This is a genomic window from Dialister sp. (genome assembly GCF_051885895.1).
Taxonomy (GTDB): Bacteria; Bacillota; Negativicutes; order Veillonellales; family Dialisteraceae; genus Dialister.
The window spans coordinates 65,209-85,268 of the sequence record NZ_JBJEXP010000034.1 but is presented as its reverse complement, the minus strand read 5'-3'; the positions used below and the strand labels follow the sequence as shown (position 1 = coordinate 85,268).

The window sequence follows — 20,060 nt, the reverse complement described above, 5'->3', positions numbered from 1 at the left end:
GTATACCCTGCCCTCCCCTGTTGTTGCAAGTACAGGGGAACAAAGTATGCATAATCCATACAGCAGAAATACAGCTCCATGCTACAGATAGATGATATCTCCGCAGAAGGACTTCAATCCCCCGGAACAGAGAAAGCCCTGCTTCCTTCAAAGGAGCAGGGCTTTTCATGGAATCCTTATTCAATCACCATCAGAAGATCACCGGATTCAATACGCTGTCCTGCCTTCACGTGGATTTCAGAAACAATTCCATCCACCGGTGCCGTGATGGTCGTTTCCATCTTCATGGCTTCCGTCACGATGATAGGATCTCCCTTCTTTACAGAGGCGCCCTTATCCACCAGCAGCTTCACCACAGAACCGGAAAGAGTAGCTCCTACTTCACCGGCTATATCCTTATCTGCTTTTCTGGCAGTTACTGCCGTTTCTGCCACATGCTTATCATGGATCTTGATTTCCCGCGGCATGCCGTTCAGTTCAAACTGAATTTCTCTGTTGCCTTCTCCGTCAGGTTTGGTAATGTTATCCAGCTTAACAAGAAGCATTTTGCCCTCATCAATGTTGATCCGGATTTCTTCACCGGGCTTCATGCCGAAGAAGTAGGTAGGCGTATCCAGAATGGAAAGATCGCCGTACTGGTGATACCGTTCCATATAGTCGCTGAACACCTTCGGATAAATGCAGTAGGAGGAAACATCTTCTTCTCTGGTAGGAATATGTTTCTCCTTCATTTCCATCTTTATCTTCTCGAAATCTACATCGGCCGGATGACTTTCAAGATGAGGCTTCTGCCCGCGAAGAATAATTTTCTGCAGTTTTTCCGGGAATCCACCGTAGGGCGTGCCCAGTTTACCGTCAAAGAAGTCCACAACGGACTGCGGGAAGTCCAGAGAATCTCCTTTTTCATAGATATCTTCTTCCGTCAGATGGTTCTGTACCATGAAGAGGGTCATATCCCCTACTACTTTGGAAGAAGGTGTTACTTTGATAATATCGCCGAACATCATATTGACTTTGGCATACATGCGGCACACTTCCGGCCACTGTTCCCCAAGGCCTACCGCAGTAGCCTGCTGGCGAAGGTTGGAATATTGTCCGCCGGGCATTTCATGCTGGAAGAGCGTAGTATTCGGGCTCGCCATGCGGGAATCCACACCGGCATAGTATGGGCGGACACCCTGCCAGTAGCGGTCAATGGTTTCCAGCGCATCGATATCCAGTTTCGGCTGACGCGGATGATTCTGAAGCGCATAGTACATGGCAGTCATGGATGGCTGGCTGGTGCCATTGGAAAGAGCACCGGTTGCCACATCCAGAATATCTACACCTGCATCGACTGCTTTAGCATAAGAATAAAGTGTGCAGCCGCCGCCTTCATGGCTGTGCAGGTGAATCGGCAGATCCACTGCATCCTTCAGAGCAGAAATCAGCGCATAGGCAGCTTCCGGTTTCAGAAGCCCTGCCATATCCTTGATAGCGATGATATTGGCACCGGCCTTCTTCATTTCCTTAGCCAGGTCCGTGTAATATTTCAGAGAATATTTCTGTCTCTTTGGATCCATAATATCGCCGGTATAGCAGAAGCAGGCTTCAGCAATCTTGTTTTTCTTACGGACCTCATCAATAGAAACGGTCATGTGATTCAGCTGGTTCAGGCAGTCAAAGATACGGAATACATCAATGCCGTTATCTGCCGCCTGGTCAATGAAGTGACGGACCACATTTTCCGGATAGTTCGTATATCCTACCGTGTTGGCGCCGCGGGTCAGCATCTGGAAAAGGATATTGGGCGCAGCCTTGCGCATCTGACGAAGTCTGTCCCAGGGACTTTCATCCAGGAAGCGGTAAGCTACATCAAATGTGGCGCCGCCCCAGTTTTCAAAGGAAAAGAGCTGCGGTACATGGACAGCCGTATAATGAATGGCCTTCATGATATCATGGGTTCTTACACGGGTAGCCAGCAGAGACTGATGGGCATCACGGTAGGTGGTATCCATGAACATGACTTCCTTCTGGTCCAGTACCCACTGAGCAAACTTATCCGGTCCCAGTTCATCCAGAAGCTGTCTTGTTCCGCGGGGAGCTTCCTCTTTGGAAGCGTCCAGCACGGGAAGAGGAGCAAAATCAGGTTTTTCCTGATGGCCGGCACCGGCATAGCCGTTTACCGTCACATCCCCGATGTAGGAAAGAAGTTTGGTGCCCCGGTCGGAAATCAGATCCGGTTCCTGCAGGAGCCAGGGATTTCTGTCAATATAGTTGACATCGCATTTTCCTTCCTGAAAATCCCGTGTACGGAGCATATTCTGCAGGAAATAAATATTGGTCTTCACTCCGGAAATCCGGAATTCATCCAGGCAGCGGAGCATTTTGTGGATGGTATCTTTCGGATGCAGCGCATGGGCCGTTACCTTTACAAGGAGAGAATCATAATAGGGCGTAATAACAGCGCCGGCATAAGCAGTACCTGCATCCAGACGGATGCCCGGGCCGCCGCCGGAGCGATAGGCGATAATCTTGCCCGTATCAGGCATAAAATTATTCTGCGGATCTTCCGTTGTAATACGGCACTGGATGGCTACACCCTTGTACCAGATATCCTTCTGCTGGCCGATAGCAATTTCCGGACTGTCTACAGAATATCCTTCCGCAATGAGAATCTGGGTTTTTACAATATCCACATCGGTAATCATTTCCGTAACAGTATGTTCTACCTGTACGCGGGGATTGACTTCAATGAAATAGAAATGCTTTTCATCCTGATCCACCAGAAATTCTACCGTACCTGCATTCAGGTAATGGACATGCTTCATCAGTTTGACTGCCGCATTGCAGATATTCTGACGCAGTTCCACTGGCAGAGACCAGGCCGGAGCCATTTCTATAACCTTCTGGTGACGACGCTGGATAGAGCAGTCTCTTTCGAAGAGATGGATGACATTTCCCTGTTCATCACCAATAATCTGCACTTCAATGTGCTTCGGGTTCATGATGCATTTTTCTACATAAACATCTTCATCGCCAAAAGCCATCTTGGCTTCCGACTTAGCCCGGTTATAGGCTTCTTCCAGGTCTTCCATACGGTCGACATTGCGGATGCCTCGTCCGCCGCCGCCGTTGACAGCTTTGATCATGATGGGGAAACCGTTCTTTTCAGCGAATTCCTTAACTTCTTCAAAGCTCTTTACAGCTCCTTTGGAACCGGGAATCATAGGAATACCGGCTTTTTCCGCCTGGATACGGGAGTTGACCTTATCGCCGAACATCATCAGATGCTCTACCCTCGGCCCGATGAAAATAATGCCTTCTTCTTCGCACCGTTTAGCCAGTTTGGCATTTTCAGCTAAAAAGCCGTAGCCTGGATGGATAGCATCCACATCATGCTCTTTGCAGATACGGATAATATCTTCAATATCCAGATACGCATCAATCGGTTTGTCTCCTTCCCCTACCAGATAGGCTTCATCTGCCCGGTTGCGGTGCAGGGACAAAATATCTTCCTTAGAATAAATAGCTACGGTACGGATGCCCAGTTCACTGCAGGCACGGAAAACGCGGATAGCGATTTCACCCCTGTTGGCGACAAGGACCTTGCGAATGTGTCTCATACAATCCTCTCCTTAAAAATTGGTTTCCAGGTAAAAACCGGAACTGTTATCCAAGGCATATCCCGTTTCTTCAATCATAAACAGGATTTCCTTTTTTGTTATATGTAACATTGTACTAAGTGGATTTTCTAAAATCAATAGCCCTCTATAAATTAGTATCAATCTTCTTATCAATCCATGAAACAAATAAGTCTATAGATTTAAGATAAATATGAATTGATGGTTTTATCGGTACTTTTATCTATTATTCTAAATTTTAATAAGTTATAATATATAATATTATGACGTAAAAATTTTATTTTCAAATTTATTATATAAAATTTTCTATATATTTTTTCTATTCCGACAGTTTTCAATAAATTAAATTACCAATAGCTCTCTCCTGTGGTTTCTATGCTGCTGTAATCATTTCTTCTTTTCATAAAAAAAGGATGTCCTTCCTTACTGAAGAACATCCTTACGATTACCGAGGCAGGAACTGCTTGCCTCTTTCAATATTTCTGTGAATTGTCTGCACACATTCCCTGAACCGTTTCATCTCACTATCTGTCAGCCGGTATTCCATCACTTCTTCCACACCATTGATACCGATAACTGCCGGAACGCCGCAAAACACATCATGTTCGCCATATTCTCCGTCCAGTTCCACAGAACAGGGAAGAATCCGCTTTTCATCATGGAAAATCGTCCTGACCAGCGTCGCTGCTGCCGAAGCAATGCCATATTCCGTACATTGTTTGCCCTGATAGGTCACCCAGCCTCCTTTGATAGCCTTTTCCTCTACTTTGTCCTTATCAAATACAAACCGAGGATCCTTTTCCATCTGATTCAGGGTCTGTCCATAGAAATTCATCTGGGACCATGGCACCATCTGAGCACTGCCGTGTTCCCCCATCATAAAGGCAAAAAATCCTCTGGCATCCAGACCGGTCTGTTCAGACACAGCATGGATAAGCCGCGACGAGTCAAGAAGAGTACCCGTTCCTACCACCCGTCCCCTGGGCAGTCCGGAAAGCCTGGCTATCAGATGGGCAATCACATCACAGGGATTGGTAATGGTTACAAAAATCCCATCAAATCCGGCTGCCATGACCTTAGGTATATAATCTGCCACCTGACGCACACTGTTTCCCAGTTCATCATCACGGTTTCCCGTTGCACAGAGACTGACATCGCCCACTGCATTCACAATCACGTCGCAGTCTTTCAACCCGGCATAGTCCGTTACTTTATATACCGTATGATTAGGCATATACATGACCGCATCATTCAGATCCTGGCACTCACTGACTGCCTTCTGCTCTTTCACATCGCAAAGAAGGATTTCATCAGCAATCCCCATCATTCCCAGGCAAAACGCCACATGGGCTCCTACATGTCCAAGCCCTGCCACACCGACAATCCTTTTTTCAGCCATATGAAAGCCTCCTTCAAAAAACTCTATCTAAAAGATAGATAGTATTAGAGAGAATATATCATGGCTCCTATGAGAAAGTCAAGAGGGACGATGGGGCGCTACTTCAAATCATAACGGCGTCCGGGAGCCTGTAAAGAAAACGCAGGCTGATCCACCGCTATTCTCTGCTCTTGATTCTGCAGGCATGAACTGCTTCATAACCACTCCAGCCTTCTTTCATCTATCATCTGCTGTCAGGGCTATGGTATAATGAATATAGGTTTATGGCTCTGCCATTGTGCGTCCTGCCAGGAAGTGCAGGAGAACGGAGGACATAATGAAGAAGTATGTTTGCAAAATCTGCGGATGGATTTATGATGAAGCTTTAGGTGATCCGGATAACGGCATTGAGCCGGGCACCAAGTTTGAAGATCTTCCTGCCGATTATATCTGCCCTATGTGCGGCGCAGGAAAAGATGAATTTGAAGAATATGAAGGCTGAAATCTGACGCTTGCAGCAACAAAGGCCCGGCATCGAAAAGATGCCGGGCCTTTGTTAATGATTTATTATTGGTTTTCTGCCTGTTTTTCCTTTTCCTCTTCCTTTACCCGATCCGCATAGGTAAAGACCTGTTTCTTGATTTTAAGTTCCATGCTGTTTATGCCATAGGGTTTTCCATAGTTCATGCCGGTAACATCTGCAAATGCTTCGGCCGCCTTCCGCTCTGCCAGTATCTTTCCTTTTTTATCGTAATATACCACAGGGCTTGCTATAAAGCATTCCTTTTCCCCATAGTCTACGAGAAACAGGGAATAGGATACGTCATCCTCATCCACCAGTCCATGACTGCTTTCTGCTACAGCCTTGGCCCCGGCAGTGGTAAATTCATTTTTCATAGTAGCTGTCACATGGCGTTCTCCTGTGCGGATGGTATCTTTCATCGTATCCTGATCAAAATAAATGTTACCGCCCGAGCTCTTTGCTACGCCTACCCACTGCAGATTCTGCAGGGCGCCCATGGCATTCTTATAGCGGTTCTTTTTACTTGTCGTCGATACAGGTACTGTGGCCTTTCTTACTTCCGCTTTTCTGGAATGAGAAATACCGCTTGACAGGATGCGTCCCAGAATGCCTGCTCCACTGGAAGCCTCAGCCGTGGTGCCGAGAGAAAATGCGAAAGCTGCTGCCGCTATAATCGATATCCACTTTTGATTCATATATCCCACCGTCCCGTCAATGACATGTTTATCTTTATCTATATTATACTACGAAACAGGGTAAAGACGGATGCATAGACCGTCGGAGGCAGTAAAAAAAGGCAGCGTTTCTGCGCTGCCCTTTTTTGTTAATCAGCTCCGGAGTCCGTAATTCTTACGAATCCGCCGCCAAATTTTGTTTTACGGAGCCAGTTTCCCAGATTAAACACATGGGGCGTTCCTTCATCCCAGAGTGTGCAGTAGATGCCGTCATCCCGTTCTTCCATCTTTACCAGCGGCATCCAGTGCCAGTGATAAGGGATCGGTTCGCCTCCGCTGTGAAGATTGAGAAATCCGACAGGGCAGTCTGCTTCCAGACCTTCCCGAATGAAAGCGGCCACTTTAGGAAGTTTTGGCGCCAGAAGGCGAATGGAAGGTATAGGGAGAGCCTCCACTTTTCCTTTCAGCCCGTTTTCTTTCATATAGGCCTCCAGCCCATCCTTCAGCCAGCGGGTCTTATACAGACCGTGCATACGAGGCGTAGCATATTTCCATATATCCAGCATGATGGAAAGAGCGTCCCCGCGGGTTTCTACCTTTTTTCCCCACTGCCTCCGTTCTATGTAGGCAGCCATCATGCTCCCTGCCGTAGGACCGCAGCCTGCCAGTTTCTGCCTTTTTTCCGGATACCATTCCTGGTTGTATCCAAGCACCTTTCTTCCATTATCCTCAATCGTAATCCAGTCCGGATGACGGATTTCTACCATATTGTATGTTCCTTCCCTCAGGTAATATTAATTTCTTTCAGAAGACTGCGAATCACATAGCCCGCCATCATCATGCCGGATACCGGTGGAACAAAGGATGTGGATCCCGGTGCATGGCCTTCTCCTATAGGCTTATGGGGCAGTTCCTTGGAATATACTACAGTAAGATGGCGTACCCTGCGGTCTTTCAATTCCCGACGCATCTTCCTGGCCAGATGACATACAGAAGTTTTATTGATATCCGCAATCTGCAGCATTTCCGGCCGCAGGCGGTTGCCTGTACCCATGGAAGAAATTTCCGGTATCTTGAGCTTATAGCAGATTTCTGCAATGGATACCTTGGCCGGTACATCGTCAATCGCATCAATAATATAGTCGGCATGAAGGTTCCTGATGAACTCTTCATCTCCCGGTCTGTAATACACTGCCATTGCCCTGGCGTCGCAGGATGGATTGACCCGATGTGCCCGTTCTACCATTACATCTGCCTTATTCTTCCCTATGGTAGTACGGTCCGCCACCAGCTGACGGTTCAGGTTGGAATCTTCCACTGCGTCCTTATCAATGAAAATCAGATGACCTACACCGGCCCGAACCAGGGCTTCCGCTGCATAAGACCCCACACCGCCGATTCCAAAGACTGCGACTGTCTTTGTGGACAGAAAATCCACGCCCTTTTCACCAATAATGCGGGCAGTACGTACAAAAATCGGATCCATTACATTCCCTCCGGAATTATCTCAATCCAATATCCGTCAGGGTCATTAATGAAATAAATCCCCATAGCCGGATTCTCAAAGCAGATGCATCCCATCTTTTTATGTTTATCATGAGCCTTTTCCATGTCATCCACGTCAAAGGCCAGATGGAATTCATTGTCTCCCAGATTGTACGGTTCTTTCCGATCCCGCAGCCAGGTCAGTTCCAGGCGGTGCTTCGTGGAGCCATCTCCCAGATAAGCCAGAATAAAGGAGCCGTCCGGAGCTTTGTACTCACCTGTTACCTTGAGTCCCAGAGCTTCTTCATAAAAAGCGATACTTTTCTTTAAATCAAGTACGTTGAAATTGTTGTGATTAAACGCAAATTTCATAATTTCTCTCCTCATCAAATATAGAATCTTCAATACATAACATTATAGCCTATCTTGGTTAAATAATAAATAATAACGTTTTTAAATGTAAAAAAGAAAACGAATATAGAATAGAAAAGGAAAAGATCCCCTCATGCAGCAGCCGGCGGAAGCGGGATACCCTGCAGAAAGCAGGAAGGACTGCTGCCGTCTCTCTTCCGAAACCTATCATTCCACGCAAAAAGCTCTCCTGGCGGAGAGCTTTCTGCAGGTCCTTCTTATTTCACTTCCACAGAGAAATAATTTTTCTTTCCTTTTCTGATGATAATGAATTTCCCCTGTGTATTCGGATGGGCAGAAACGGAAGCTTCCACATCCTTTACCTGGACACCGTTTACACGGATAGCACCGTTCTTCACATCTTCTCTTGCCTGACGCTTGGATTTCTCCACACCGCTTTCCACCAGTGCATCAACGATATTGATAGGAGCTTCATGCACTACTCCGCCCTTGGTATTGCGGAAAGCGCCTTCAATTTCTTCGCCGGACAGTTCCTGAATATTGCCGGAGAAAAGGGCCTGCGTTACTTTTTCTGCCTGAGCCAGTCCTTCTTCTCCATGAACAAAGCGGGTTACTTCTTCCGCCAGTTTCCGCTGAGCGCTTCTATGTTCCGGATGTTCTTCCACTTCCCTGGCCAGAGCATCAATTTCCTCATGTGACAGGAAGGTGAAATACTTCAGATATTTTACTACATCCCGGTCATCCTGGTTGAACCAGAACTGATAGAATTCATAGGGCGATGTTTTCTTGGGATCCAGCCATACCGCGCCGCCGGCTGTTTTACCGAATTTCGTACCGTCAGCCTTAAGCATGAGCGGAATGGTGAGACCATAGGCATCATGCACATCTTCCGTCTTCCGGAGAAGGTCTACCCCGTTGGTAATATTGCCCCACTGATCGGCACCGCCGATCTGCAGCTGTACATTGTACTTATCGTAGAGCATTTTGAAGTCAATGGACTGAAGAATCTGGTAGGAAAATTCGGTAAAGGAAATGCCTGTTTCAAGGCGGGAAGCCACCACTTCCTTGGCCAGCATGGTATTGATATTAAAAAGCTTGCCGTAGTCACGAAGGAATTCCAGCAGGGAAATTTTGGAAAGCCAGTCATAGTTATTGACCATGGTGAAGCCGTCTTCCCCGAAGAGTTTTTTCATCTGGGCTGTCAGGCATTCCGCGTTATGCTGAATCGTTTCCTGAGACTGGAGCACCCTTTCCGTCTTCCGTCCGGAAGGATCCCCGATAGAGCCGGTACCGCCGCCGATAACAATGACCGGATGATGTCCTGCCAGCTGAAAACGTTTTAAGATCATGAAAGGAATCAGATGACCGATATGCATGCTGTCGCCGGTGGGATCAATGCCGCAGTAGAGGGAAATCGATTTTTCCCCTACCAGTTTGTACAATCCTTCCTCATCCGTCTGCTGATTGACAGCGCCACGCCATTTCAGTTCATCAATAATATTCATCGAACTCCGCCTTTCTTCATTCAATATCTGTCAGATTTGGTTTAATTAGTATCACTATAACACAATTATTGGCGGATAGATACATAGAACATAGTTTCCCATCCGGCAGCAGGACAGCACAGACGCCATCCTCATCAGATGTCATTCCGGATTGTCAGGCGTCCGCTTTAGAAAGTCTTCTACAGCTGCCATGTATCCTCATCTGTTTTTACAGCGATCCCATTTTCCATGCAGTAGTCATAAATATTGCTGTCCCTGCTGCATTCCACGGTGACCGGCGTATTCCTGAATACGTTCTTCCCTATCTCCCGGACATTGTCGGGAATGAAGATGGTTTTAAGATTCGGACAGTCGGCGAAGGCCTCGTCTTCCAGACGGTACAAGTACTTTCCCAGTTCCACATAGGTCAGTGCCTGACAGCCCTTAAAGGCGCCTGCCCACACTTCCCTGACCTTTTCACCGTAGAAAGCGATGAGCTCGGAGGCAGCGAAGGCATTTTCCCCAATGTATTCCACATTGGTACCGCCGTTTACGTAGAGGAGAGCCGCATGGAGATAGGTGTCGGTACAGATATAATTATGGAAGCTCATGGTCCATGGATAAATGAGAATATCCCTCTTTCCGTCTTCCGACATATACTCCGGACGGCGGGGATTATTCATGATGGCTTCTGCCATGGCCTTTCGGTCGTAGTCTCCGTTCTTTTCCGCCTGAATTCTTACGAAATAGATTCGTTTTCCATTGTCTTCGATTTCCTTTCCATCGCTGTCCACCGGGATGCCCCGGATGCTGCAGGTAGATGGCACCGTGCGCTTGAAGTCATCCAGGTAGTCACCGTAGAATTTCGAATCGTTATAAATATGCCAGTGATTTTGGGCCCAGTTTTTCAGCCTGTACTGCTGTTCTTTCACTTCCCTCGCAAGAGGTGAATTCTCTCCCTTGAGGAAATAGGGAATTTGATTTTCCCTGCAGTAGGCTTCCCAGGAGCTTTGCGGCAGACAGCAGACAGTGATCTCATCGCCTTCAAAGACCCCCTTCCCGATACGGCAGTCCTTCTGGAGAAGCTCTATGAAATGAAGATCCCGGCAGTGGGCAAAGGCATGATCTCCCACATAAGAAATGGAAGCAGGCAGCTCGGCTATGGAAAAGTAGAGAAGCCCCTCAAAGGCATGGGCGCCGATAGTTTCAAGACCTTCATCTGCTTTCAGCTGGTACAGGGTGGATTTCCGGAAACAGGATTCCCCGATTTCCCTGATGTCCCCCTTCAGATGCAGATAGCATACAGGCGCATTGGCGAAAGCGCCTTGGTCCAGCTTTGTATAGAAAACGGCATCTTCTACGTTCTCCGGGATATGAATAACCTCAGGAAAGCGGTCATCATCCTCCTCCATGAGCTTTGAAATATCCGGAAGGAGCCGCCGGTATTCCACCGGCAGGCCACACCGCTTCTTCCTGCTGATAATATCAGCTGCCCCCTCCTTCGTCAGTATGGTGGTATGGCTGTCCAGAAGGCTCCTTTCTTTCATATATTCATAAGCACTGCTGGAAAGAGGAATGTCCAGCCGTACTTCGGAGTCCCGGTCTTCATCATCTTCTACCATGGTTTCCGGTGAAAGTTCCACCACCATTTTCTCCTCTGCCGCAGAGAGGGGATATACCGATACAGAGGATGGAATGGAAAGCTTTTTCAGGGAAGGCAGCCGGTAAAAGGCATGTCTGCCGATGGTTCTAAGGCTCTTTGGCAGTCTGATTTCCCTAAGGTTTGTGCAATAGCAGAAGGCATAGTCGGAAATAGCGGTGACCCCTTCCGGCAGGATGATGGATTCCTCATCCCTGCGATAGAAATAGAAGGAGGGAATCGTGCTGCCGTCTCCCGCATCCTTTGCCTTAGCCTTTTGGATGACGATTTCTTCTGTTTCCTTTTTCAGCTCATCCATAAGGCCATAGGGAAATCTGATTTCCACGCCCTTAAGGGCAGCGGCGATTTCTCCTGTCTTTGAAAGAAGCTCCCGATCCATGATTTCATCAAGAGCCGTTCCTCCTTCATGCATTCGCCTGAGGAGTGCAGAAAGAGGCAGGCCGCTCCGTTTGCCATAGGCCTCCAGCACTGCCAAGGACAGCTCATATTTGACTTTTTCCAGTTCTCCCGCAAGGCCGAAAGCTTCGGCGATGCGGTCAGCTGTGCCGTCTCTGTCTCTGCCGAAGGCATAAAAGAGTCTATAGGAAAGGAGACTGCAGGGGTTGCTTGACAAAGCACAGGCTGCTCCCTCCTTCCAACGGCTCTTCTCCAGTTCTCCGTTCTGGATGGCGGAAAGAATCCTCTCCGGCACTCCGATATCCTTCTTATCCAGCGGCAGCAGATTCAGCCGATCCGATGTATCCAGCACCAGGCAGCCCGCCGCCTTCCGATAGGCATCCATAAAGGACTTCATAAGATCCTCCGACGCATAGAGATTCTCCAGCTCCCGTCTTTCCTGGCTGTTTGTAAAAGCATTGCCGATGGCATTGAAAAGGCTGTGGCCAGCACCGATAACCAGATTGGCAATACCGGCGGTAATCATGCCTTCAATGGCGCCGCCGATGCCGAAGCCGCCGCCCATAATCCGGCCCCTGTATTCCTTGCGGAGTTCCCGGTACTTTCTGGCCGCCTCTGCGCTGCCTGTAATTTCTCCTACCTTGCCAAGAAGGGACTCTATGAAATCCTGCCAGGCGTCCAATGCGGAAGGAGCACCTTCCTTTGTATCCCTGGTCATGAAATTCTGGAATTCCAGGCCGTAAATGCCGCGGCTCATAAGGAGAGAGGATTCCTTCTTCAGCAGACTGCCGAAGAGTTTCTTCACTGCCTTTTCATCGGAAACAAACTGAAGAAGTCCTTTTACATCTCCCTGTCCCAGATAAACACGCCTCAGCTCTTTCGGGGTCTTTGCCTCAGCTATCATAGTCTTAAACAGGCGGAAAAATCCTACCTGCCGCTCATCGTATTCAAAGTGACAGCCGTCCATGTCAAAGACATAGACGCCCCTTTCTCCGTCATGGAACGGACGGAGGGTTTCGCTGTCATCATCCGGAGAGCAGAAAAGGGGATAGATTTTCTCTTCCTTCTTCTCATTCACCTTTCTCAGCAGATCATCCAGAGAAGGCCCCTCTTCCGATGAGGGCCTTTTCTCCGAAGAAGGCACCGGCGTCCCGCAGTTAGGGCAGAATTTCGATCCATCAGGCAATGGTTTTCCGCAGTTCATACAAAACATAGCAATCCTCCTCTGTAATCATAAGCTCTTTGTATTTTATTCTACTACTCACAGCAGAAGATGTCACTGGAAGCGGAACGGCTGTGCACTGAAGATGTAGGCTTCCCTGCAGATACAGGGATTAACGAGCCTCAGGCCTGCAGGCAGTTCTATGAAATCAGTGCCTGCCGAACCCCTTTCCTGCCTTCACGAAACAGACCTGATCCTTTTTTGAATTCTCTGTCACGCACTTCCGACAGCTGTATCACCCTTCACATCACCAAGTCAGCTTAGGGATAACGCTGTCCTGCCCCAATGCAAAAAGACTTCCCACCAGTGAGAAGTCTTTTTCATGATATAGGGATTACGCTTTTGCAGCTTTCACCTTTTTCTCTTTGCTTGCATGCGGTTCATTTCTCTGGCTGCGCAGATGTTCATGCCAGGTCACCCAGATGCTGGATGCCACGCAAATGGAGGAATAAGCGCCGGAGATAAAACCGATAAGCATAACCAGAGCGAAGTTCTTTGTAGTATCCCCGCCGAAGAAGTAAAGGGAAGCTACGCAGAAGAGTGTAGTTGTCAGTGTGTAGAGAGAACGGCGGATGGTCTGGTGAATGGAATCATTGGCCAGAGTGGCAAAACTGTCGGTTCTTCTGTGCGTATGAAGGTTTTCACGAATACGGTCAAAAATAACAACGGATTCGTTCATGGAATAGCCAAGAACGGTAAGAATAGCAGCCAGGAAGGATGCATCTACTTCCAGATGGAAGAAAGCAAAGACTCCCAGTACCATGAGGATATCATGGCAGATAGCCACAATAGCGGATATGGCGATCCTGTGTTCAAAGCGGATGGACATATAGAGGATCATGGCGCCAAAGGAAATCAGCACGTTCAAAAGGGTGCTCTTTGTTACTTCCGAACCGATAACGGCGCCTACGGTTTCAATACGCTTGACTTCTGCGCCGCCCACTTTATCGTTCACATGTCCCACCACAGTCTGTGCTTCTTCAGAAGAGAGATTCCGGGTGCGGATAATCACATCGTCCCCTGATTCTCCAGAAATATTTCCGGAAAGCTGAATGGTGGATGTCTGCAGTCCATCTTCTCGAAGGCCGTCGCGCACCTGTTCTACGGTAACGGGCTGTGAAAATCCCAGTTCCAGAATGGTGCCGCCGGTAAAATCAATACCCCAGTTGAAGCGGAACAGAATGATGGAAATAATGGAGAGAATGATAAGAAGTCCTGAAAAAGTAAACCAGATCTTCTTATGACCGATAAAATCAAAATTTTTAAACATTATCTGTCATACCCCCTTTTCCCGCCAAACCACCAGGGGTTATGAATCCAGCTGGCATCAATAAGGAGCATAAGGAGTGTACGGCTTACGGTAATAGCGGTAAACATGGATACTGCTACGCCAAGCCCCAGGGAGAAGGCAAAGCCCTTCACCGTGGCGCTGCCCAGGAAGAAGAGGATGCAGGATGTGATGATGACTGTCATGTTCGCATCAAAAATGGTAACGAAGGCCCGCCTGAAACCGGCCTGCACGGCAAGTCTCAGAATCTTGCCCGCCGCAATTTCTTCCTTGAATCGTTCAAATATAAGGACATTGGCATCTACTGCCATGCCTACCGACAATATGACGCCGGCAATACTTGGAAGCGTCAGTGTAGCATGAAGCAGGTTCAATACCCCCAGCAGGATGAGCACATACACCAGCAGGGCGGTATCAGCTACAAATCCGGCCATGCGGTATACTGCCATCATGAAGAGCACAACCAGGGAAATACCGATGGTAAAAGCAACAATGGACTTATCTTTGGAATCCTGTCCCAGAGATGGTCCTACGGTTCTTACTTCCAGTACAGACACCTTAACCGGAAGAGCACCGCTTCTGAGGAGGATTGCCAGATCCTTGGCTTCTTCCAGTGTGCGCTGACCGGTAATGACGGCAGAACCGCCTGTAATGGCTTCATTTACCACAGGGTTGGTAAGAAGTTCACCATCCAGGTAAATACCGATATGGCGGCCGATATTGGCAGCAGTGAGATCACCGAATTTCTTGCCGCCTTCATCCGTAAACTGGAGAGCTACCAGAGGCTGCTTGTTCTGGCCCATTTCTTCCTTGGCATTCTTCAGATCTTCGCCGGTAAGCTTTACATTGCCTTCCTCATCCTTAAATTCAAGGACAGCCGTCTTACCGATTGTTTCAATCGCCTTTTGCGGATCTCTTTCACCAGGAAGCTCAATAATAATACGGTTGGCCCCTTCCCGCTGGATGATCGGCTCCGTGAGGCCCATTTCATTGACACGCTTCTGCATGATATTGATGACCTGGGTAATCGCTTCCGGAGTTACCTTGTTCTGGGGCGTATCTTCTGCCTGCATGACGATATGGGTGCCGCCCTGCAGATCCAGCCCCTGCCGGATATGTCCGGCCAGCGGTCCTACCACAGCGGCAAATACGCCGATAATGGCGAAAATCACCACCCAGAAACGGATAAGAGCTCCCTTCCGAAGGGGGCTTTTCCTTTTTGTTTCCAAAACTTCAACCTCTTTTCGTTACAATAATACCTTTGTCGGTAACGATTTTTGCCATCTTCCGGTCGAAAGGCTCGGAAGGAACAGCTTCTGCCACCTGGAAATCCCAAAGGGCAGCAATTCTTTTTTCATAGGGCACACGGGCAAGATAGCGGTCATAATACCCCGCTCCCATGCCGAGGCGATTTCCCTTCCTGTCGCAGGCCACACCAGGTACCAGCACCAGATCCAGTTCCTCCGGTTCACAGGTTTCGTAGCCCCGGGGAAGATCCCGGAGCCCCAGAGGGCCTTTGATGAAGTGATCCATGGATAAAAGACGGCCTGCTTCCATCCGGCGTTCCGGAAGACATACCGGCACGTAGACTTCCTTGCCGTCTGCCAATGCCCTTTCCATAAGTTCATCCAGGTTGGATTCACCTTTCATGGCCAGGAATGCCATGATTCGTTTTGCCTCCCGATATTCTGGAAGGGCAAGAATCCACCGAGTGAGGTTCTCTGCTCTTCTGCCGATCTCTTCATCAGAAAGAGCCCGCCGCAGGGCGAGCATCTTCCGGCGGATCTCCTTTTTCATTTCTGAAGAGGAACTATCCGTCTCTTTCATTTTTTTACCTCGTTTTTGGACTTATCGTCTTTGGAAGCTTCTGCCTTATCGTCATCCACTTCCACTTCTTCTTCGATGACTTCAGTGCCTGCATCCTTGGGATCGTCCACTTCTACTACTTCTTCCACCACCTGGGTTTCCGGTTCATCTTTCTTGGACTTCTTTTCCTGCGGCATCACTTCCGACACCGGAGCTTCACCTACAGCAGGTTTTCCTTCCAGATGCTGTATGGCAGATTTTTCAACCTTTACAACAATCTTCGGCGCAATTTCAAGCTCCACATATTTGTCGCGAAGTACTTTGATCGTACCATGTACACCGCCGGAGGTCACCACCCGGTCCCCCTTCTTCAGGGCCATGAGGAAACGACCTCTTTCTATCTTCATTTTCTTGGTAGGACGGTACATAAAGAAGTACATAATGGCCACCAGAATCAGAAAAGGCCATACCAGACTCAAAATATTCATTGCTTGTTCCACTTATTCCTTCACCTCCAACATATATAGATTCATTTTAGCATAAAATGAGAGGGATGTCTTTATCTTTTATAGTTCGCCATGAAATTTTCACGAAATTCCGTGAAATTTCCTTCAATAATAGCTTCACGCATATCCCGCATGAACTGCAGGAGGAAATACAGATTATGGATAGTCACCAGACGGAATGCCAGCAGTTCTTCCGACTTGTAAAGATGCCGAATGTACGCCCGGCTGTAATGGGTGCAGGTATAGCAGTGGCAGCCTTCTTCCAGAGGGGCCCAGTCCTTTTCATATTTTTTATTTTTCATGTTCATGCGGCCTGTATGTACCATGGCCATCCCGTTCCTTGCCACCCGGGTAGGGAAAACGCAGTCGAACATGTCAATGCCCCGGGCCACACCTTCCACCAGGCAGTCCGGTGTACCTACTCCCATGAGGTAGCGGGCTTTATGCACAGGAAGAAACTGCGTGGTATATTCCAGGATATCATACATGAGAGCGTGAGGCTCTCCCACGGAAAGCCCGCCGATAGCCATGCCGTCAAAGGGCATGGAAGAAATTTCCTCGGCGCTCCGCTTTCTCAAATCCTTATACATGCCGCCCTGGACAATACCGAACATTCCCCGATCTGTCCTTGTATGAGCCTTGATACACCGTTCTGCCCAGCGGGTCGTACGAGCCGTGGAGTGATCCGCATAATCGTAGTCTGCCGGATAAGGAATGCATTCATCAAAAGCCATAGCAATATCACTTCCCAAGTCCTCCTGGGCATGGATGGATACCTCCGGCGACAGGAACTGCTTTGAACCATCCAGAAAAGACCGGAAATGAACGCCTTCTTCTGTGATCTTCCGCATGGCTCCCAGGCTGAATACCTGAAATCCGCCGCTGTCTGTCAGAATTCCCTTATGCCAGTTCATGAAATCATGAAGACCGCCGGCTTCACGAATCAGCTCCGTGCCCGGGCGCAGAAAAAGATGATAGGTATTGGAAAGGATGATCTGGGCACCCATATCTTCCAGCTCCTCCGGCGTCACGGTTTTTACCGTGGCCTGGGTACCTACCGGCATGAACATGGGCGTTTTGAACGTGCCATGGGGTGTATGGAGAAGCCCGGCGCGGGCTCCGGTCTTCTTATCTTCTGCAATGAGTTCGTAGTTGATAACCATAGGAAATTCCTTATCTGATAAACATGGCATCGCCAAAGGAGAAGAATCGGTATTTTTCTTTCACTGCTTCCTTATAAGCAGCAAGAATATGTTCTCTTCCGGCAAAGGATGCCATCATCATGATGAGCGTGGATTCAGGAAGATGGAAATTGGTCACGATAGCATCCACCATATGCCACTGATAGCCGGGATAAATATAGAGCTGTGTCCAGCCGCTGCCGCTCTGAAGCACGCCGCTCTGTCCGGCAGATTCCAGTGTACGTACAGAGGTGGTGCCTACGGCAATGATACGCCGGCCTTCGCTTCTGGCCTTATTGATTTCATCAGCCACATCCTGATTTACCGTATACCATTCCTTGTGCATTTCATGGTCTTCAATATTTTCTTCGTTCACCGGACGGAAAGTACCGATACCTACATGAAGGGTGACAAAGAGAAGCTCTGCTCCCTTTTTCTTCATATCTTCCATGAGCTGCGGTGTGAAATGGAGGCCGGCAGTAGGTGCTGCAGCTGAGCCCTTGTACTTGGCATAAACGGTCTGGTACTCGTCTTTGTTTTCCAGCTTTTTATGAATATAGGGCGGTGTAGGCATTTCCCCCAGCTGATCCAGCAGGCTGTCAAAGTTGCCGTCATAGTGGAATTCCACCACCCGTCCGCCGAATTCGGTCTTGTCCAGCACTTTGCAGTAGCAGTTCTCGGAAAATTCAATTTCCGTTCCCGGAAGAGCTTTCCGTCCCGGATTCACCAGGACTTCCCACACATCATTGCCCTTAGGCGTAAGGAGAAGCATCTCCACCTTGCCGCCGGTATCCCGCTTTTTCCCATACAGGCGGGCAGGAATCACCTTTGTATTATTGAAGACAAACACATCTCCCGGACGGATTTCATCCAGAATATCCCGAAAATGGTGATGTTCCCATTCTCCTGTCTTTCTGTCCAGCATCATCAGCCGGCAGGAATCTCGGGGCTCTGCCGGTTCCTGGGCGATAAGCTCCTTTGGAAGGTCATAATTGAATTCTTCAAGTTTCATTGCTGCTTTATCTCCTGTCATGAAATTACATTGATTGAGGTTAACCTTTATATTATATTACACATAGATAGAGAGTTTCCAGTTTTGGTTTAAGAAAAGCATAAGAGCCTTCAGTCTGAAGGTTCGTCACACTTCTGCCCCGCTTCCGGAACGAAGAGAGCGCGTACTTTCTCTCAATACATTTTCTCCACTTTTGTCCCTGTATAGTAATGAGTCAGAATGGTTTTATAGTAATCCTTCCCATTTCCCTGCTTTTCGGCCATGGCCTCTGCCCCCCACTGGGAAAGTCCCAGTCCGTGCCCGTAGCCGTAGCCCGTGATAACAAGGTTCGTCCCTTTGACTGTCAGATCAAAGAGGGTGCTGTCCAGATTGTAAATGGAAGCAAGCTTATCACCGGAAATGGTTTTTGTGGTGCTTTTACCGATCAGCACTATTGTTTTCACCCGTCCGGAAATGCCTCGATCCTGCGCGCGGTGAGCCTCTCCAATATGAAGTCGAGACAATTTGATGCCTTTCAGCTGTCCCACATTATATCCATATCCTGCCATAGTACGGACAAAAGAGGAAAGGGGAACTGTCTTTGTCCAGGGATTACCTACATAATATTCCTTAACCCCGCGGAGATAAGGAATATTCGAACCCCATACATTTTCACTGTTTTCCGTATAGCCGCCGCCGCTGGAATGAAATACCGCATCAATAGGTTTGCCGCCGTAGGTCACGATTTCTCCAGCCGTTTCCCGTACGGCACGACTGGCCGCTTCTGTTTCTGAAGAGACGCCGCTGTACACCTGGGATCTGGTGTCATCGGTCACATCGTAGCCGGAAGAGCGGTATCCGTTCTTGTGGTAGGAAGCGTAAGTCCTTGCCGCCACGGCCTGGGCTTTCAGGGCATCCATTTTCCAGGAAGAAACAGCCTCGCTGGGTACAACACTCTGCAGATACAGCTCCATAGGTACAGCATTCACGACTGTCACACCGCTTCCCCAGGCAGAAGGAATAATCTTTATGTTTCCGCGATACCGGTTTCCTTTTACCGCAAAAGCAGGCGCAGTGTTTCCCGATGTCAGGTAGACCTTATCGCCTGCTTTCTTTCCATTCAGCAGAATCGTATTCCCCGAACGGGTAATGGAAAGCCGGGTGCCGTTTCCATATTTTCCCACTACTTTGCCTGCCGATTCTGCCTTGAAATCTGCAAGGCCCGTTATATTGACTTCTCCTGCCGTAAGAAGTCCCACTTCCACCTCAGGTCCCAGATCGGACGCCGTCCTGACAGATTTCCCATGATCTGCCCGGGAAGCCGCGCTTCTTCCGGCAGGGGCGGAGGCTGTGCTTTTATGAGCAATGACCGCTTTTCTCTGTATCGGAATGGATGCCGCCTGAGCAGGAAAAGCACTAAGGGAAAAGGCAAGTGGAAGCAGCAGGGCTGCCCATATTCTATGCTTCATAT

At 48.5% G+C, this 20,060-nt stretch carries 16 protein-coding genes; 1 reads left to right on the top strand and 15 read right to left on the bottom strand.

The genetic code is table 11. The features are described from left to right. Window positions 1-176: 176 nt before the first annotated feature. Window positions 177-3,605 (bottom strand): pyruvate carboxylase, encoded by a 3,429-nt coding sequence (locus ACI4N7_RS03105; RefSeq protein ID WP_439731911.1) that lies wholly within the window; start codon window positions 3,603-3,605, stop codon window positions 177-179. A gap of 463 nt (window positions 3,606-4,068) precedes the next feature. After that, window positions 4,069-5,022, bottom strand: coding sequence for an L-lactate dehydrogenase (locus ACI4N7_RS03100; protein ID WP_439731910.1), 954 nt, complete (start codon window positions 5,020-5,022; stop codon window positions 4,069-4,071). Window positions 5,023-5,338: 316 nt separating this feature from the next. Here ACI4N7_RS03100 and rd point away from each other — a divergent pair, with 316 nt between their 5' ends. Then, on the top strand, window positions 5,339-5,503 hold the full coding sequence (gene rd / locus ACI4N7_RS03095) for a rubredoxin (protein WP_297011178.1): 165 nt from the start codon (window positions 5,339-5,341) through the stop codon (window positions 5,501-5,503). Window positions 5,504-5,568: 65 nt separating this feature from the next. Here the strand turns inward: rd and ACI4N7_RS03090 are convergent, their stop codons facing one another. The 13 genes from ACI4N7_RS03090 to ACI4N7_RS03030 all read right to left on the bottom strand — a co-directional run bounded on the left by ACI4N7_RS03090 (window position 5,569) and on the right by ACI4N7_RS03030 (window position 20,058). Then, complete coding sequence (locus ACI4N7_RS03090) at window positions 5,569-6,219, bottom strand: hypothetical protein (RefSeq protein WP_439731909.1); 651 nt, start codon at window positions 6,217-6,219, stop codon at window positions 5,569-5,571. A 128-nt stretch (window positions 6,220-6,347) separates the two neighbouring features. Further along, on the bottom strand, window positions 6,348-6,965 hold the full coding sequence (locus ACI4N7_RS03085; RefSeq protein ID WP_439731908.1) for a hypothetical protein: 618 nt from the start codon (window positions 6,963-6,965) through the stop codon (window positions 6,348-6,350). Between the two features lie 17 nt (window positions 6,966-6,982). Further along, window positions 6,983-7,684: a tRNA threonylcarbamoyladenosine dehydratase gene (locus ACI4N7_RS03080; protein ID WP_439731907.1), complete on the bottom strand. Its 702-nt coding sequence runs from the start codon at window positions 7,682-7,684 to the stop codon at window positions 6,983-6,985. Further along, window positions 7,684-8,055, bottom strand: a complete 372-nt coding sequence (locus ACI4N7_RS03075; RefSeq protein WP_439731906.1) for a VOC family protein — start codon at window positions 8,053-8,055, stop codon at window positions 7,684-7,686. Before ACI4N7_RS03075 ends, ACI4N7_RS03080 begins: the two co-directional genes overlap by 1 nt. A gap of 257 nt (window positions 8,056-8,312) precedes the next feature. Next, complete coding sequence (gene tyrS / locus ACI4N7_RS03070) at window positions 8,313-9,560, bottom strand: tyrosine--tRNA ligase (RefSeq protein WP_439731905.1); 1,248 nt, start codon at window positions 9,558-9,560, stop codon at window positions 8,313-8,315. A gap of 179 nt (window positions 9,561-9,739) precedes the next feature. Further along, a complete protein-coding gene (locus tag ACI4N7_RS03065; protein ID WP_439731904.1) occupies window positions 9,740-12,808 on the bottom strand; it encodes a leucine-rich repeat protein in 3,069 nt (1,022 codons plus the stop codon). A 343-nt stretch (window positions 12,809-13,151) separates the two neighbouring features. Next, the gene (gene secF, locus ACI4N7_RS03060; protein ID WP_439731903.1) at window positions 13,152-14,087 is read right to left on the bottom strand and encodes a protein translocase subunit SecF; all 936 of its coding nucleotides are present in this window, start codon (window positions 14,085-14,087) and stop codon (window positions 13,152-13,154) included. Then, window positions 14,087-15,334, bottom strand: coding sequence for a protein translocase subunit SecD (gene secD, locus ACI4N7_RS03055; RefSeq protein WP_439731902.1), 1,248 nt, complete (start codon window positions 15,332-15,334; stop codon window positions 14,087-14,089). Before secD ends, secF begins: the two co-directional genes overlap by 1 nt. Window positions 15,335-15,338: 4 nt before the next feature. Beyond that, complete coding sequence (locus tag ACI4N7_RS03050) at window positions 15,339-15,902, bottom strand: 5-formyltetrahydrofolate cyclo-ligase (RefSeq protein WP_439731901.1); 564 nt, start codon at window positions 15,900-15,902, stop codon at window positions 15,339-15,341. 26 nt (window positions 15,903-15,928) lie between these two features. Next, window positions 15,929-16,399 carry a preprotein translocase subunit YajC gene (gene yajC / locus ACI4N7_RS03045; RefSeq protein ID WP_439731900.1) on the bottom strand — a complete coding sequence of 157 codons (471 nt, stop codon included), beginning with the start codon at window positions 16,397-16,399 and terminating at the stop codon, window positions 15,929-15,931. 71 nt (window positions 16,400-16,470) lie between these two features. Continuing rightward, window positions 16,471-17,580: a tRNA guanosine(34) transglycosylase Tgt gene (gene tgt, locus ACI4N7_RS03040; RefSeq protein WP_439731986.1), complete on the bottom strand. Its 1,110-nt coding sequence runs from the start codon at window positions 17,578-17,580 to the stop codon at window positions 16,471-16,473. Between the two features lie 10 nt (window positions 17,581-17,590). Next, window positions 17,591-18,610: a tRNA preQ1(34) S-adenosylmethionine ribosyltransferase-isomerase QueA gene (gene queA / locus ACI4N7_RS03035; protein WP_439731899.1), complete on the bottom strand. Its 1,020-nt coding sequence runs from the start codon at window positions 18,608-18,610 to the stop codon at window positions 17,591-17,593. A gap of 173 nt (window positions 18,611-18,783) precedes the next feature. Continuing rightward, window positions 18,784-20,058, bottom strand: a complete 1,275-nt coding sequence (locus ACI4N7_RS03030) for a SpoIID/LytB domain-containing protein (RefSeq protein ID WP_439731898.1) — start codon at window positions 20,056-20,058, stop codon at window positions 18,784-18,786. Window positions 20,059-20,060 lie beyond the last annotated feature (2 nt).

What these genes read in the sequence shown, in the direction of transcription:
- ACI4N7_RS03080 (WP_439731907.1), bottom strand. Translation starts at nt 7,684, where the DNA reads ATGGATCCGATTTTTGTACGTACTGCCCGCATTATTGGTGAAAAGGGC.
- tgt (WP_439731986.1), bottom strand. Translation starts at nt 17,580, where the DNA reads ATGGTTATCAACTACGAACTCATTGCAGAAGATAAGAAGACCGGAGCC.
- tyrS (WP_439731905.1), bottom strand. Translation starts at nt 9,560, where the DNA reads ATGAATATTATTGATGAACTGAAATGGCGTGGCGCTGTCAATCAGCAG.
- ACI4N7_RS03085 (WP_439731908.1), bottom strand. Translation starts at nt 6,965, where the DNA reads ATGGTAGAAATCCGTCATCCGGACTGGATTACGATTGAGGATAATGGA.
- ACI4N7_RS03075 (WP_439731906.1), bottom strand. Translation starts at nt 8,055, where the DNA reads ATGAAATTTGCGTTTAATCACAACAATTTCAACGTACTTGATTTAAAG.
- ACI4N7_RS03100 (WP_439731910.1), bottom strand. Translation starts at nt 5,022, where the DNA reads ATGGCTGAAAAAAGGATTGTCGGTGTGGCAGGGCTTGGACATGTAGGA.
- secF (WP_439731903.1), bottom strand. Translation starts at nt 14,087, where the DNA reads ATGTTTAAAAATTTTGATTTTATCGGTCATAAGAAGATCTGGTTTACT.
- yajC (WP_439731900.1), bottom strand. Translation starts at nt 16,399, where the DNA reads ATGAATATTTTGAGTCTGGTATGGCCTTTTCTGATTCTGGTGGCCATT.
- ACI4N7_RS03050 (WP_439731901.1), bottom strand. Translation starts at nt 15,902, where the DNA reads ATGAAAAAGGAGATCCGCCGGAAGATGCTCGCCCTGCGGCGGGCTCTT.
- ACI4N7_RS03030 (WP_439731898.1), bottom strand. Translation starts at nt 20,058, where the DNA reads ATGAAGCATAGAATATGGGCAGCCCTGCTGCTTCCACTTGCCTTTTCC.
- ACI4N7_RS03090 (WP_439731909.1), bottom strand. Translation starts at nt 6,219, where the DNA reads ATGAATCAAAAGTGGATATCGATTATAGCGGCAGCAGCTTTCGCATTT.
- queA (WP_439731899.1), bottom strand. Translation starts at nt 18,610, where the DNA reads ATGAAACTTGAAGAATTCAATTATGACCTTCCAAAGGAGCTTATCGCC.
- ACI4N7_RS03065 (WP_439731904.1), bottom strand. Translation starts at nt 12,808, where the DNA reads ATGTTTTGTATGAACTGCGGAAAACCATTGCCTGATGGATCGAAATTC.
- ACI4N7_RS03105 (WP_439731911.1), bottom strand. Translation starts at nt 3,605, where the DNA reads ATGAGACACATTCGCAAGGTCCTTGTCGCCAACAGGGGTGAAATCGCT.
- rd (WP_297011178.1), top strand. Translation starts at nt 5,339, where the DNA reads ATGAAGAAGTATGTTTGCAAAATCTGCGGATGGATTTATGATGAAGCT.